Raw genomic sequence first — 13,784 nt, forward strand, 5'->3', positions numbered from 1 at the left:
ACGTGGTCCAGCGCCGGATCTCGGGAAGCGGGCGCGCCCAGAGGGAGACGGGCTCCTGGGCTCCTGGGCTCCTGGGCTCCTGGGCTCCTGGGCTCCTGGGCTCCTGGGCTCCTGGGCTCCATCACTACCTGCACCATCGATGCTAGCGGAGCGGCGAGGCGCCGTCTCGGAAACGGGGGAATTCGATGCGATTCGCCGCATGGGGGCCGATTCTAGCGAGAATGCGATCCTCACCGTCCGCGTACTGACAACTGTCATCGGGGAGCGGTGACAGCGCCGTCTACTCCCGCCGGCGGAGGGCCGGGAAGGTGGGGGCATGGATGCGGCAGAGAGTGTGCAGACCCGGGAAGCGCCTCCGGGCGGGGGCGGCGGGGCGCCGCCCGGGGGAGCGGCCGGCGGCGGTCGGGCGCCGGTTCCGCCGCGGGCGTCCGGGCGGGTGTGGGGCGCGGCGCTCCTCGCCGGAGCGGTGGCCGCGGCCGCGGGGTACGTGCTGATGCCCTTCAAGGGCGCGCCGGAACCGCGGGCCGGAGGGGATCCGGAGCTCGTCGCCGCCGCGGAGCGGGCGCTCGGCGGTTCGGCAGGGGCCTACCAGGGCTTCGGCGCGGTCCTGGTGGACGGGGACGGGGCCGCCGAGGTGTTCGGCGGTACGGCGGACGGGACGGCGCCGATCGGGGCGGAGACGCCGTTCGAGACCGGGTCGGTCTGGAAGGTCTTCACCGCGATGGCCCTGGCCGACATGGCGGAGGACGGGGAGACCTCCCTGGACCGGACGGTCGGCGAGGTCTTCACCGGCCTCGACTTCGCCTCGGAGGAGACGGCCTCGATCACCCTGGAGGAGCTGGCCGTCCACCACTCCGGGCTGCCGTCGGTGGCCGGGGCCTCCCCGGTGGGGCAGGCGCTCTCCTCGGTCGCCATGGACAACGCCTACGCCGGGCTCCCCCCGGTGGAGACCGCGCTGGCCGGCGCCGAGCCGTCCGGGCGCGGTGAGTGGGCCTACTCCAACTTCGGGTACGCGGTGCTCGGGGCGGCGCTGGCGCGCGAGGCCGGGACCGGCTACCCCGAGCTGGTCCGGGAGCGGGTCTTCGAGCCGCTGGGCATGGACGCCACCGGGGTGCTCGGCGCCGACTTCCGGGACGTCCCCGAAGGCGCGGCCCTGCCGCACAAGGAGCCGGGCGCCCGGGTGGAGCCCTGGGAGTCGCCCGCCTACGCCCCGGCCGGCGTCGGAACCTGGACCACCCTGCCGGACATGGAGCGTTTCGCACGCGCGGTCGCCGACGGGTCGGCGCCGGGGATGAGCGCGCTGGAGCCGCGCGCGGAGAGCCCCCTCGGCGGCACCGGCGGACAGGGGCTCGGCTGGATCGAGCTGGCCGCTGGGGACGGCACCGCGCTGCACGTCCACAACGGCGCCACCTACGGGAGCGCCGCCTTCCTCGCCGTGGACCGCGAGTCCGGCCGCGCGGTCGTCGCGTTCACCAACACCGGCGCCGCCGCCCTCCCCGACGCGCTGGCGCAGGAGCTGCTCTCGGGCGAGCGGGCGAGCGGCCCCGTCCTGGCGGCGGAGCCGGCGCCGCCGGCGCTGCTGCTCGGCCTGACGCTGCCGCTGGTGCTGCTCCCGGTGCTGCTCGCCGGGGCGTTCGCGGTGCGGCGGCGGACCCTGGTCGGGCAGCGGCGGATCGACCGGATGCGGATCGTGTCGATGCCGCTGGGGGCGGCGGCCGTGCTGGCGCTGGCGCTGCCGCTCGGCTCCTGGGCGGTGGCCCCGCCGGCGCTCTGGGCGGCGGGGCTCGGCGCGGTCGCCGCCTCCGCCGTCGCCGCGGCCTCCCAGTGGAACCGGACGGTCTGGAACAACGCCCGGTGGCCGTGGCTGCACTACCCCTTCTTCGCCCTGTCGGTGTCGGTCTCGCTGCTGCTCATCGGGGTGGCGTGCTGGGCGGTCTCCACCACCCTGTGACGCCCGCGGCGGAGAGGGGAGGGGGCCGCCCCGGCGGAGGCGGCCCCCTCGTGCGGGCCCGCGCGGGCCCGCCATCGGCGCGTTCAGCGCGCCGGGTCCGGCTCCGGCAGCCCCTGGCCGCAGGCGCCGCATTCGGCGCGGCGGCGCAGCGCGTAGGCGGCGGTGCCGACCGCGAGCGCGGCGCCCCAGACCGGGAAGGCCACCAGGAACAGCAGCCCGTGCACTCCCGGGGCGGAGGCCAGGCTCGCCGGGCCCCCCTTCAGGGCCTCGGCGAGCCAGCCCACCAGGCTGCCCTTGCCCATCGCGAGCAGTGCCAGGGTGACGATGCCCGCGGGCACCACGGCCAGCAGGACCGGGACCCGCCGGCCGGCCAGGCCGACCATCCAGAACGGGAACCGGACGCCCCAGCGCTGCACCAGGCCGAGCATGAGGACCGCGCCGCCCAGGCCGGCCAGCCCGAGGCCGATGCCGACGACGGCCATCCCGCTCTCCTGGAAGAAGGCCGCCTCCGCGTCGGAGAACCCGGGGTAGTAGCCGAAGATCCACGGGATGCGGACGGCCGGGTAGGCCAGCGCGGCGGCGACGCCCACCGCGACCGCGATCCGCCCGGTGCGCAGCGCCGCGGCCCGGCAGCGCCGCTCGTCCGCCCCGGTCCAGCCGTGCGGCCGGCCGCACTGCGGGCAGGCGCCGCGCTGGGCACGGGTGCCGGTCTGCGCCGCCATCCCCCAGAGCACGGCGCCGGCCAGGCAGTACAGCAGGAACAGCGAGCCGGGCTCGGCGACCACCTCGGCGAACCGGGACGGCAGCCCGGGCAGCGCCCAGCCGGCGAACACCACCACCGGCAGGTAGCCGAACATGGTCAGCAGCGCCCCGTGCAGCGGGACCAGCACGATCACGCCGGTGGTCAGCCAGCCCACCGCCGCCCCGGCGCGCAGCGCCGCCCGGCTCCGGGCGCGGGCCAGCACCGCCGCGAAGACCACCCCGATCGTGCCGAGGACCAGCACGAAGGAGGTGCCCGCCATGGGGTCGAAGGCGTTGAGCACGGCGCCGCCGCCGACCGCCTCCCGGTCGCCGAACGGGTGCGGAAGCAGCCCCGCGGCCCAGCACAGTGCGAGCAGTACCGCCCCGGCCGACCAGGCCAGCGCGAGCGGGGCCCAGAACCGCCGGTGCCCGCCGGGGGCGGGGGCGCGGTCCGGAGCGCGGTCCGCGGGGACGGGCCCGCCGCGGCCGGAACCGGTGGTGTGTGAACTCAAGGCGGCCTCCTGCTGCCGTATCGTCTGCCGATGGCTCCACGGTCGCCTCCGCCGGGCCGCGCCGCCTCCCGGCCGCAGGTGAACCGCCTCCCCCAGCCGCAGGTGAACCGCCTCCCCCGGCGGAGGGAAGCGCCTCCGCGGGCGGGCGTGCCAAGATCCAGGGGTGAGGATCCTCCGGCTCGCCGCCGCCCCGCTGATCAGCGCGGAAACCTACACCCGCTGGGTCTACACCGTCCTGGGCGGAGTGCTGTTCACCCCGTTCCTCATCGCGGTGCTGGTACTGATCTCGCTGGTCACCCCGTGGGACCTCTCCCCGGGTCAGGGCCCGCCGGCCTGGCAGCTGGTGCCGGGCTGCCTGATCGGCGCGGCGCTGGGCGGGGCGACCGCGCTGCTGCCCGGGGTGCGCCGGCAGCAGGTGCAGCTCACCCGGCACCTGGTCGGCGGCCCGCTCGCCACCCGGCCGCCGGCGCCGGCGGCCGGGTGGCCGGCCCGGGTGCGCGCCGCCTGCTGGCTGGCCCTGCACTTCCTGATCGGGATGCCGGCCGCGCTGGCCACGATGGTGCTCCTCACCGACGCCGCCTCGCTCGCGCTCAGCCCGATCATGCGCGAACCGGGGCTCTCCGGCGACCGCCTGGTCGCGCTGCCGCCCGGCGCCGGTTCACTGCTCGGCACCCGGTGGGCCGGCCCGTTCCTGGGCGCCGCGCTGGTGCTGGCGCTGATCTACGGGGCCGCGCTGATCGGCGCGGCGGCCGCGCGGGCGGCGCCGCTCTTCCTCGGCGCCTCGGCCGCCGACCGGCTGGCGGCGCTGCAGAGCCGCGCCGACGACCTGTCCGAGCGGAACCGGCTCGCCGCCGAGCTGCACGACTCCATCGGCCACGCGCTGTCGGTGGTCACCCTGCAGGCCGGGGCGGCGGCGCGGGTGCTGGACCGGGACCCGGAGTTCGCCCGCACCGCCCTGGACGCCATCGCCGAGCAGGCCCGGACCGCCACCGCCGAACTCGACCACGTGCTGGGCCTGCTGCGCGAGGAGCAGCGCGACCGGGCCCCGCGGCGCACCCTGGCCGACCTGCCGCACCTGGCCGAGGCGGTCCGGTCGGCCGGGACCGACCTGGACTACGCCGCGGAGGGGCCGATCGGCGACGTCCCGCCGGTGATCTCCCGCGAGCTGTACCGGATCTGCCAGGAGGGCGTGACCAACGCGCTGAGGCACGGCGCCCGGGACGGCGGGGTGCGGATCCGGGTGGCGGCGGGCGGCGGCTCGGTGCGGGTGTCGGTCGCCAACCCGGTGCCCCCCGGCCGGCGGGCGGCGCGGCGGCGCGGCGGCCGGGGACTGGTCGGCATGGCCGAGCGGGTCCGGCTCCTCGGCGGGGAGCTGCGCTACGGCGCGGACGGTGGAACATGGCTGCTGGAAGCGGAGATCCCCGGGAAGGGAGAGCGATGATCAAGGTGGCGCTGGTGGACGACGAGGCGCTGATCCGCGCCGGGCTGGCGGCCCTGATCGGCGCCGAGGAGGACATGGAGGTCGCCGGGGAGGCCGATGACGGCGCGGGCGTCGCCGACCTGGTCCGGCGCACCGCCCCCGACGTGGTGCTGATGGACGTCCGGATGCCCCGGCTGGACGGCATCCAGGCCACCGCCGCGCTCACCTCCGGCCGGGACCGCCCGCCCAAGGTCATCGTCGTCACCACCTTCGAGAACGACGACTACGTCTACGGCGCGCTGCGCGCCGGGGCCTCGGGCTTCCTGCTCAAGCGGAGCCGCCCGGAGGACATCCTGGCCGCGGTGCGCCTGGTGCACTCCGGGGACTCGCTGCTGTTCCCCGCCGCGATCCGCTCGCTGGCCGCCGCGCACGCCGCCGGCGGGGGGCGGGCCGCCCGGGCGGTCGCCTCGCTCACCGAGCGCGAGGCCGACACGCTGATGCGGATGGCCCGCGGGCTGTCCAACGCCGAGATCGCCGCCGAGGCGTTCGTCGGCGTGGAGACGGTGAAGACGCACGTCTCCAACATCCTCGCCAAGCTCCGCGTCCGGGACCGCACCCAGGCGGTCATCGCGGCCTACGACTCCGGCCTGGTCCGGGCCGGCGCCGGCGGGCGGGGCGGCGCGCCCCGCTGACCGGGCCCCGCACAGGGCGCCCGCTCCGGTGCGGTCGGCCGGGAGCGCGGGCGGGTTCCGGGCGGCCGGGGCGCGCGGGCCGCCTTCCGCTGCGTGCCGTGCGCTGCCAGGTCGCCGTCCCACTTCCCCGTTGATCTTGGAGTCGCGGGGGCATCAGGGCGCCCTGATGCCCCCGCGACTCCAAGATCAACGGCCCCTGCGGGGCGGTCCGCTGCCGAGCACTCCGGGCGGTCACTGCGCGCGTGCGGCCCCCGGGGCGGCGGTCTCCCGGTCCAGGAGGGGCTCGACCGCGGCGAGCACCCCGATGAGGCGGGCGCGCAGGGCGCGGGCGCGCTCGGCGAAGCCGCGCTGCGCCTCCATGTAGGCGGCCTTGCCCTCCGCGGTCTCGATCCGCACCGGCTCGTACCCGTGCCCGGACAGGTCGTAGGGGGAGGCCCGCATGTCCAGCTCGCGGATGTCGCGGGCCAGCTCGAAGCAGTCGGCGACCAGCTCGGCGGGGACCAGCGGGGTGAGCTTGTAGGCCCACTTGTACAGGTCCATGTTGGCGTGCAGGCAGCCGGGCTGGTCGAGTTCGGCCTGGCTCTCCCGGGTGGGGGTCAGCCGGTTGAGCGGCCGCGCCTCGGGGGTGAAGAAGCGGAACGCGTCGTAGTGCGAGCAGTTGACGCGGTGCGACTCCACGACCGCGTCGGTGCCCTCCGGGCCCAGGCGCAGCGGGACGGCGGAGTGCCGCACCCCGCCCTGGCCGGCCCGGTAGGCCATGGCCCACTCGTGCAGGCCGAAGCAGCCCAGGTGCGCGGGGCGGCCCTGCACCGCGCGGAGCAGCCCCAGCACGAAGCCGGCCGCGGACGCCTTCTTCGCCAGGAACGCCCCGGTGTCGAGCACCGCGCCGTCGGCGCCGTCCCGCCGCTCGGTCGCCGGCCGGTACCAGCGCAGCCCGTCCGCGGAGCAGCCGGCCAGTACCGCCCCCGCCCCCGGGTGCCAGCGCCGCAGCTGGGCCGGCTTGTGGCTGTAGTAGGTGAACAGGAAGTCCTCGACGGGGTGCTTCTCGCCCCGCTCCCGGCGGGCCAGGTGGCCGGCGACGAGGGCGTCCACCCGCGCCCGGTGCCGCTCCTCGGCGGCGCGCCACCGGGGCTCGGGGAGCACGCGCGCCGCCTCCGGCGCGGCCGGCCCGGCGGGCGGCGTTTCGGTCCTGGTGTCCACCCCTCCGAGGCTATCCGTGCCCGGGGGTGCACCGGTCCGGCCCGGTGGGGCGCGGCCCCGGGCTCAGTTGGTGCCCTGCACCGGGAGGTGCCGGCCGAGGTAGCCGATGTAGATGCGGTTGGTGGTGCCCGGACCGAGGTCGGGGTAGAAGTACAGCCGCGGGCAGATGCCGTACTCGCCGTCCAGCTTGATGTGCGCGAACATCGGCACCTCGCCGCCGGGGCTGACCTCCTCGGGCACCCGGAACACCCGCTTCTCGCTGAGCTTGTCGCGGTTGCGCACGGTGTCGCTCTCCCGGGAGGCCAGCCGGCGGACCGGGATCGCGGTGTAGCCGTCCGGCGGCTCCCGCAGGTAGTCGTGGAAGCCCAGTCCGGACGAGGGGTGCTCCAGCTGGTAGCGGGCGTAGTCGTTGAGGGCCAGCAGCGCCTCCCAGGCCCGGGTGACCCACAGGCTCTCCTTGCGGCTCCCGGTGAGCTCGCGGACGGTGTCCCGGTCCTCGATGGTGAAGAACAGGTTCGGCAGGGCCTGCTCGTCGGTGATCCGGTCCAGGAGCTCCTCGACCCGCTGCGGCGGGGCCTGCCGGGGGTCGGCCGGGGGCCGCTCGGCGGCCAGCCGGAACCGGCCCTCCTCCCGCAGCCGGCGGCGGATCCAGTCCAGCTCGTGCCGGGCGGCGTGCAGCTCGGCGCGGGAGGACTCCAGCTCCTCGGTGGCCTCGGAGAGCTCGCCGGCGAGCCGCTCGCGCTCCTTGGAGTGCTCGCCGACCCGGGTGCTCAGCCGCTTGGTCTCGGTGCGCAGCCGGTCGTTGTCCCGGGCCGCCTCGGCCAGCCGCGATTTGAGCAGTGAAATGTGAACGGCCGCCTGGGAGTCCGAGGCGGCCGGTGCGGCGGGGGCGGCGGAGGCGCCGTGGCGTCCCTCCGCCGTGCCGAGGAAGGCGTCCAGCTCCTCCTCGTTGAGCAGCGAGTCGATGTCGCGGAGCTCCGGCGGCAGCGGCGCGTCCACCGCGTTGTCCCGGACCGAGCGGGCCAGGGCCCTGCCCACCCAGGCGCGGATCCGGCCGCCCTCCCAGGCGCTCTCCAGGGTGCGCGGGCTCATCAGCGGGTGGCGCCGCGGGTCGGCGGGGAAGCCGGGAACGGAGTCCGGCAGGAAGGTGCGCACGCCCCCGGCCGGCACGTCGAGCCCTTTGGGCAGTTTCCCGGAGAGCTGCTCGTGGGCGGCGCCGTCGAGCACGTGCACGCTGCACATGCCGATGCTCCGGGAGAGCGCCGCGGTCATCGCGGTGCGCCAGGCCGCGACGGTCGTCTGCAGCGGCGGCCCGGACACCACGAGGGCGAGCCGGCGGCCGGGGTCGCCGATGGCGTCCAGCAGGGCGGGGACGGCGTGCGCGTCGCGGCCGCGGACGATCTGCGGCTCGGCGGAGACGGGGTGGCCGCCGTCGCGGCAGGGGAGGCGCTCCAGGAGGAGCCGGACCGCGTCGGGCGGGGCGATGTCGAGCCGGTCCGCGCTCCCGGCGCCGCTGCGCGGATGCGCCGTCATGTCGGTCCACAGGTAGCCGTGCGGGAGGCGGCGGGGGTCGGAGACGACGGTGACGGTGGTGCGCCACCTGCCGTCGGACTTGTCCGATTCGGTGGTGAGCCGCAGGAGGGTGATGCGCTCCGCCGGATCGTCGTGGCGCACCACCATGGCTCTGGAGCGCTTGCTCAGCTCATAGGAGCCGGATCGGCCGAAATCCACCCGGGCCCCGGCGCCGCCGCGCCTGGTCAGCCACTCCGACAGCGCGGAGGCGGCCTGTTCGGGCAGATCGCGGTCGAGGGCCGTGGTCGTGATGCTGCGGTAGACGAGCGACACCCCTGGTTCTCTCCCGGTCGGTTCCGGCCCGGCGGGCCGCGCGGCTGTGGCCTGCGAAGCGCCGGTCCACCGGGCCTCCTCTCCCACTCTGGCCCAAGCCGACCTCGGGCACCAGCGCCGATGCGGGATCGGTGGAAAGCCGCGATCGGGGAGGGACGGGGATGGAACGCGGAAAGGCGCCACCGGGGAGGGGAGAACGGCGGCGCGGACGGCCCAGGGGCGCCCCGCCGGGCCGCCTCCCAGCACCGGGGACCCGCGCCGACCGCCCTTCCCGGCAGGGCGCCCGTCCGGGCGTCCTCGCAGAACGGGCGCGCCCTGGCCCCCATCGGACCGGCGGCTCAGGAGACGAGGCGCCGGTGGAGGAGGTGCGGCCCGCGCCGGCGGTCGAGCCGCCGGCGCGGCGGAGCGCCCGTCCGGGCGGCCGGGGCAGGTCGCGTGGGGAGCGCGAAGGCCTCCGTGCGGCGGGGTCCCCGAGGGGGCCGCCGCGCGGAGGCCTTCTGCGCGGGTCACGGAGGGCCATCGGCGGCGTCCGCGGCCGCTGCGGTCAGCAGGTGCCCGCCCAGCTGCATTCGAGGCCGGTGCCGGAGGCGCCGGGCGCCTCGCTCGGGGCGGGCGACTGCGCGGCGCGGCCGGTGCCGACCACCGCGTGGCGGGAGAACTCGGCCAGCCGGATCGCGATCCGGTCCTGCACGCCGCGCGGTGCGCCGCCCGGGTAGTCGTTGTTGACCACGGCGAAGGCGAGCCGCTCGCCGTCGGCGCCGGTCACGTAGCCGGACAGCGCGCTGGCGCCGGTCAGCGTCCCGGTCTTGGCCTGCACGTTCCCGGCCGCCGGGGTGTCGCGCATCCGGTTGGACAGGGTGCCGCCGACCATGCGGTCCGGGTCCCCGGCGACCGGCAGCGACGCGGTCCACTCCGCGGCCCACGGCTCGTCCCGGACGGCCTGGAGCAGGTCGGTGATGGTGTCGGCGGTCAGCTTGTTGCTGTGCGCCAGCCCGGAGCCGTCGGTCTGCACCGCCCGGGAGGTGTCCACGCCGATCCGCTCCACCGCGGCGTCCACCTCGGCCAGCCCCGCCTTCCAGGTGCCCGAGCCGGCCTCCTCCGCGCCCATCGCCTTGACCAGCATCTCGGCGTGGCCGTTGTTGGAGAGCTTCATGAACGGCACCAGCAGGTCGGCGAGCCGGGCGGAGTCGCGCCGGACCAGCTCGGCGGCGCCGTCCGGGGCCTCGCCGGACTCGACGGAGCCCTCGATCCGCACCCCGTGCTCCTCCAGCGCGGCCGCGAACACGTGCGCGGCGTGCGCGGCGGGGTCGTGCACGGTGCGCAGCTCCTCGGCGGCCCCGCCGCCGGCCGGCAGGGTGCCCCGCACGGTGAACTCGTTGGTGCCGGGGGCGCGGACCACGGTCAGGTCCGGTGTACCGCCGGCCGGGCCGGTGGCGGCCTCGTTGACCACCTCCAGGTTGGCGCCCATCGGCTCCAGGGCCACCTCGACGCCGTCGCCCCGGGCGGCGCCGGGCTCGGCCCGCACCGTGACGGTGCCGGTGTCGTAGTCGTCGTTGGCCGCGGCGGTCAGCGCGGAGACCTCCGCCGCGTAGTAGTAGGGGGCGTCCTCGGGGTCCCAGTCGGGGTGGTACCGCTCGTCGTCGAAGAGCGTGGCGTCGGCGACCAGGTCGCCTCCGACGCTGCTCACCCCGGCCGCGGCGACGTCCGCGGCCAGCTCGTCGAAGGCCTCGGCGGTGAGCGTGGGGTCGCCGCCGCCGGTGATGTACAGGTCGCCCTCGACCCGGCCGCCCGAGGGGGCGGAGTCTGCGCTGACCTCGGTGCCGAACCGGTGGTCCGGACCGAGCACCTCCAGGGCGGCGGCCGAGGTCAGCAGCTTGGCGTTGGACGCGGGGGTGAGCGCCAGGCCGGCGCCGCTGCCGTACAGCTCGTCGCCGTTGTCCAGGCTGCGCACCACCACGCCGGAGGAGGCCCCCTCCAGGGCGGGGTCGGCCAGCAGGGCGTCGAGGTCGCGGCGGAGGTCGTCGACGCCGGACGGGGCGTCGGCCGCGGCCGGTGCGGCCGCGCCCAAGACGAGCGCGGCGGCCAGCGGTGCCGCGGCGAGGGCGGCGGCGCGCCGGGCGGTGCCGCGCGGGCGGTGCGGATGGGACGGGGGCGCCGGAAGGAGGCGGGGGGTCGCCATCGGTCGGTCCCTTTCCAGTCGGCGGTCTCGGAAGAGGCACTGGAGAGTGTGGCGGCCGCTTCACGGTGTGTGAGCACGATAGCGCGGGACCGTCCCGGAATCGAGTGACATGGCCGGAAAACGGGGCTGGCACCCCCGGCGCACCTGGGGCTACTCTCGTGAGCCCTGCGCGTCCGGGTCTCCGGGCGCGCCGTCCCCCGTGTCGTTGAGCAGGCTGCGAGTGAGAACGTGACCGAGTCCTTGAACGCGGACCCCCGGAACGGCGGCGCCCCCCGCTGCCCCCTGCGCGACGGAGCCGTCCCGCTCTACGAGCAGGCGGGCGCGCTGGACGGCGGGCTCTGGGAGGAGCTGCGCTCCCGGTTCGGCCGGGTCGCCCCGGTGCTGCTCGAACCGGACCTGCGGGCCTGGCTGCTCCTGGGCTACGAGGAGAACCTGCACGTGCTCCGGGACCGGTCCACCTACTCCCGGGACACCCGCAGGTGGAACGAGATCCGCGACGGCCGCCGGGTGCTCGGCGCCGAACTGCGCCCCACCATGTCCTACCGGTCCAGCGCGCTCTACGCCGACGGCGCCGAGCACGCCCGGCTGATCGCACCGATCGACGACGCGCTCTCCCGGCTCTCCGACGCCCGGATCCGGGCCGAGGCCACCGACGTCGCCGACCGGCTGATCGACGACTTCTGCGAGCACGGCAGGGCCGACCTGATCGGCGACTACGCGATGATGCTGCCCGCCATGCTGATGAACCGGTTCTTCGGCCTGGAGGACGCCTACGGCTACGTGCTCGGCGAGCTCAGCGCCGGGCTCTGGCTGGACGACGGGGCCCGCGCGGCGGAGTCCGTCGCCCAGATGCGCAACTACTTCGGCGGCCTGGTGCAGCGGAAGCGGAGCGCCCCCGGCGACGACGTCACCAGCCGGATGATGGCGCCCGAGTTCGGCATGTCGGACGAGGAGATGGCCGACCAGCTGGTGCTCCTGGTCGGCGCGGCGCACCTGCCCACCTCCAACCTGGTCGGCAACGTGCTCCGCGCGCTGCTGGCCGAGCCGGCGACCGCCCGCGAGTTCGCCTCCGGGGCGCTGCCCCTGAACGACCTGGTCAACCACGTCATCTGGACCGAGCCGCCGCTGCCGATGCTCGCCGCCCGCTTCCCCACCCGGGACGTGGTCGTCGGCGGCACCCCGGTCGCCGCGGGGGAGCCGCTGATCATCGGGTTCGCGCCCGCGCACGCCGACCCCAGGCTGGGGCGCCCGAGCGGCGCCGGCGGGTCCGCGCTGGACTCCGGGAGCAACAGCGCCCACCTGATGTGGGGGGCGGGGGAGCACCGCTGCCCGGCGCGCTCGCTCGCCGAGCGGGTGGTCGGGATCGGCGTGCGGCGCCTGCTCGACCGGCTGCCCCGGCTCCGCGCGGCGGTCCCCGCCGACGAGCTGGCCTGGGCGCCGGCCCTGTTCAGCCGCGGCCTGGTGGAGCTGCCGGTGCTCTTCGACCCGGTCGAGGCCCCGCAGCGGGAGGTCCCCGCGCCGCCGCCGGCCCCGTCCGGCCCCGCCCCGGAGGAGCGCCCCGACGACCTGCTCACCCGGCTGCTCCGCTGGTGGCAGGGGAGCGGCCGGAACCGCCGCCCGGCCGGGGAGTGACCCGGCCCCGTCCGGGGGAGCCCGGCCCTGCGGCCGCCGCGGGGCCGGGACCGGCCCTCCGGGCGCGCCCGGAGGGCCGCCCCCGCCGGTGATCTAGGCCGAAACCGATGAAGGCGGACGCCGGATTGGCCAATTCGGACAAGAGGCGGAGCGGCCGCGGGCGTTAGCGTCACTGGCATGTCTACGCGTCCGTTTTGGCTGGCCGGTGCGGCGATGACCGGTGACAGCGAGATCCAGGTGACCAACCCCTACACCGGGGAGAGCGCGGGGACCGTCGCGGTGCCGTCCCCCGGGCAGATCGAGGAGGCCGTCGCGGCGGCCGACTCGGCGGCCGCGCCCTTCGCGGCGCTGCCCGCCTACGTCCGCGCCGAGGCGCTGGCGCACGTCGCCCGCCGGATCACCGAGCGGACCGAGGAGTTCGCCCGGCTGATCACCGCGGAGAGCGGCAAGCCGATCACGCTCTCCCGGGGCGAGGCCGGCCGGGCCGCCTCGGTGTTCCGGCTGGCCTCCGAGGAGGCCCGGCGGGACAGCGGCGAGCTGCAGCGGCTGGACACCGACCCGGGCGGCGCCGGCCGCATCGCCATGGTGCGCCGCGTCCCCAAGGGCCCGGTGCTGGGCATCTCCCCGTTCAACTTCCCGCTGAACCTGGTCGCGCACAAGATCGCCCCCGCGCTGGCGGTGGGCGCGCCGATCATCCTCAAGCCGGCCCCGGGCACGCCGATGACCGCGCTGCTGCTCGGCGAGATCCTCGCCGAGACGGACCTGCCGCGCGGCGCGTTCTCCGTGCTGCCGATGCCCAACGAGCGCGCGTCGTCGCTGATCACCGACGAGCGCCTGCCGGTGATCTCGTTCACCGGCGGCCAGTTCGGCTGGGAGCTGCAGCGGATGGCCCCGCACAAGCACGTCACCCTGGAGCTGGGCGGCAACGCCGCCGCGGTGGTGCTCGCCGACGCCGACCTGGCCTGGGCGGCCAGGCGGATCGCGCTGTTCGGCAACAACCAGGCCGGCCAGGTCTGCATCGGCGTGCAGCGGGTGCTCGTCGACGCCGGGGTCTACGAGGCGTTCCTGCCCGAGCTGGTGCGCGAGGTCGAGGCGCTGGGCACCGGCGACCCGGCCGACCCGGCCACCCACGTCGGCCCGATGATCGACGAGGCCGCCGCCGAGCGGGTGGAGGCCTGGATCGGCGAGGCGGTCGAGGCCGGCGCCAAGGCGCTCACCGGCGGCACCCGGGACGGCGTGACGGTCGCCCCGACGGTGCTGACCGAGGTGCCCGCCGACGCCAAGGCGGTCCGCGAGGAGATCTTCGGGCCGGTCCTCACCGTGCAGCGGGTGGACGGCGCGGACGAGGCGTTCGCCGAGGTCAACGCCGGCGACTACGGGCTCCAGGCCGGGGTGTTCACCTCCGACCTGCAGACCGCCTTCCGGGCCCACCGCGAGCTGGAGGTGGGCGGCGTGGTGATCGGCGACGTCCCGACCTTCCGCGCCGACCAGATGCCCTACGGCGGGGTGAAGAAGTCCGGCGTGGGCAAGGAGGGCGTCCGCGCCGCGATGGACGACCTCACCTACGAGCGCGTCCTGGTGCTCACCGGCGTCCAGCTGTGACCGCAAGGGT

The 13,784-nt window shown here is 76.6% G+C and carries 9 protein-coding genes; 5 read left to right on the forward strand and 4 right to left on the reverse strand.

What is annotated here, in order from left to right; all coding sequences use genetic code 11:
• The first annotated feature begins 316 nt into the window (after nt 1-316).
• The gene (locus J0910_RS09160; RefSeq protein ID WP_420158095.1) at nt 317-1,951 is read left to right on the forward strand and encodes a serine hydrolase domain-containing protein; all 1,635 of its coding nucleotides are present in this window, start codon (nt 317-319) and stop codon (nt 1,949-1,951) included.
• An 83-nt stretch (nt 1,952-2,034) separates the two neighbouring features.
• Here J0910_RS09160 and J0910_RS09165 read toward each other — a convergent pair whose 3' ends face one another.
• Complete coding sequence (locus J0910_RS09165) at nt 2,035-3,204, reverse strand: hypothetical protein (RefSeq protein WP_420158096.1); 1,170 nt, start codon at nt 3,202-3,204, stop codon at nt 2,035-2,037.
• A gap of 163 nt (nt 3,205-3,367) precedes the next feature.
• On the opposite strand from J0910_RS09165, the gene J0910_RS09170 reads away from it, so the two are divergent.
• Entirely contained in the window at nt 3,368-4,645 is a 1,278-nt protein-coding gene (locus J0910_RS09170; protein ID WP_420158097.1) for a sensor histidine kinase, read from the forward strand.
• The gene (locus tag J0910_RS09175) at nt 4,642-5,316 is read left to right on the forward strand and encodes a response regulator (RefSeq protein ID WP_420158098.1); all 675 of its coding nucleotides are present in this window, start codon (nt 4,642-4,644) and stop codon (nt 5,314-5,316) included. The genes J0910_RS09170 and J0910_RS09175 overlap by 4 nt, the downstream gene beginning before the upstream one ends.
• A 231-nt stretch (nt 5,317-5,547) precedes the next feature.
• Here the strand turns inward: J0910_RS09175 and J0910_RS09180 are convergent, their stop codons facing one another.
• From J0910_RS09180 to dacB, 3 genes are all read right to left on the reverse strand, one after another.
• Nucleotides 5,548-6,516, reverse strand: coding sequence for a 3-methyladenine DNA glycosylase (locus J0910_RS09180; protein ID WP_420158099.1), 969 nt, complete (start codon nt 6,514-6,516; stop codon nt 5,548-5,550).
• Nucleotides 6,517-6,579: 63 nt separating this feature from the next.
• The gene (locus J0910_RS09185; RefSeq protein ID WP_420158100.1) at nt 6,580-8,361 is read right to left on the reverse strand and encodes a hypothetical protein; all 1,782 of its coding nucleotides are present in this window, start codon (nt 8,359-8,361) and stop codon (nt 6,580-6,582) included.
• Between the two features lie 544 nt (nt 8,362-8,905).
• Entirely contained in the window at nt 8,906-10,540 is a 1,635-nt protein-coding gene (dacB, locus tag J0910_RS09190; RefSeq protein ID WP_420158101.1) for a D-alanyl-D-alanine carboxypeptidase/D-alanyl-D-alanine endopeptidase, read from the reverse strand.
• A gap of 228 nt (nt 10,541-10,768) precedes the next feature.
• On the opposite strand from dacB, the gene J0910_RS09195 reads away from it, so the two are divergent.
• Nucleotides 10,769-12,172 (forward strand): cytochrome P450 family protein, encoded by a 1,404-nt coding sequence (locus J0910_RS09195; protein ID WP_420158102.1) that lies wholly within the window; start codon nt 10,769-10,771, stop codon nt 12,170-12,172.
• A 177-nt stretch (nt 12,173-12,349) separates the two neighbouring features.
• Complete coding sequence (locus J0910_RS09200) at nt 12,350-13,774, forward strand: aldehyde dehydrogenase family protein (protein WP_420158103.1); 1,425 nt, start codon at nt 12,350-12,352, stop codon at nt 13,772-13,774.
• Nucleotides 13,775-13,784 lie beyond the last annotated feature (10 nt).

This window comes from Nocardiopsis oceanisediminis, from assembly GCF_048595525.1.
GTDB lineage: Bacteria > Actinomycetota > Actinomycetes > Streptosporangiales > Streptosporangiaceae > Nocardiopsis_A > Nocardiopsis_A oceanisediminis.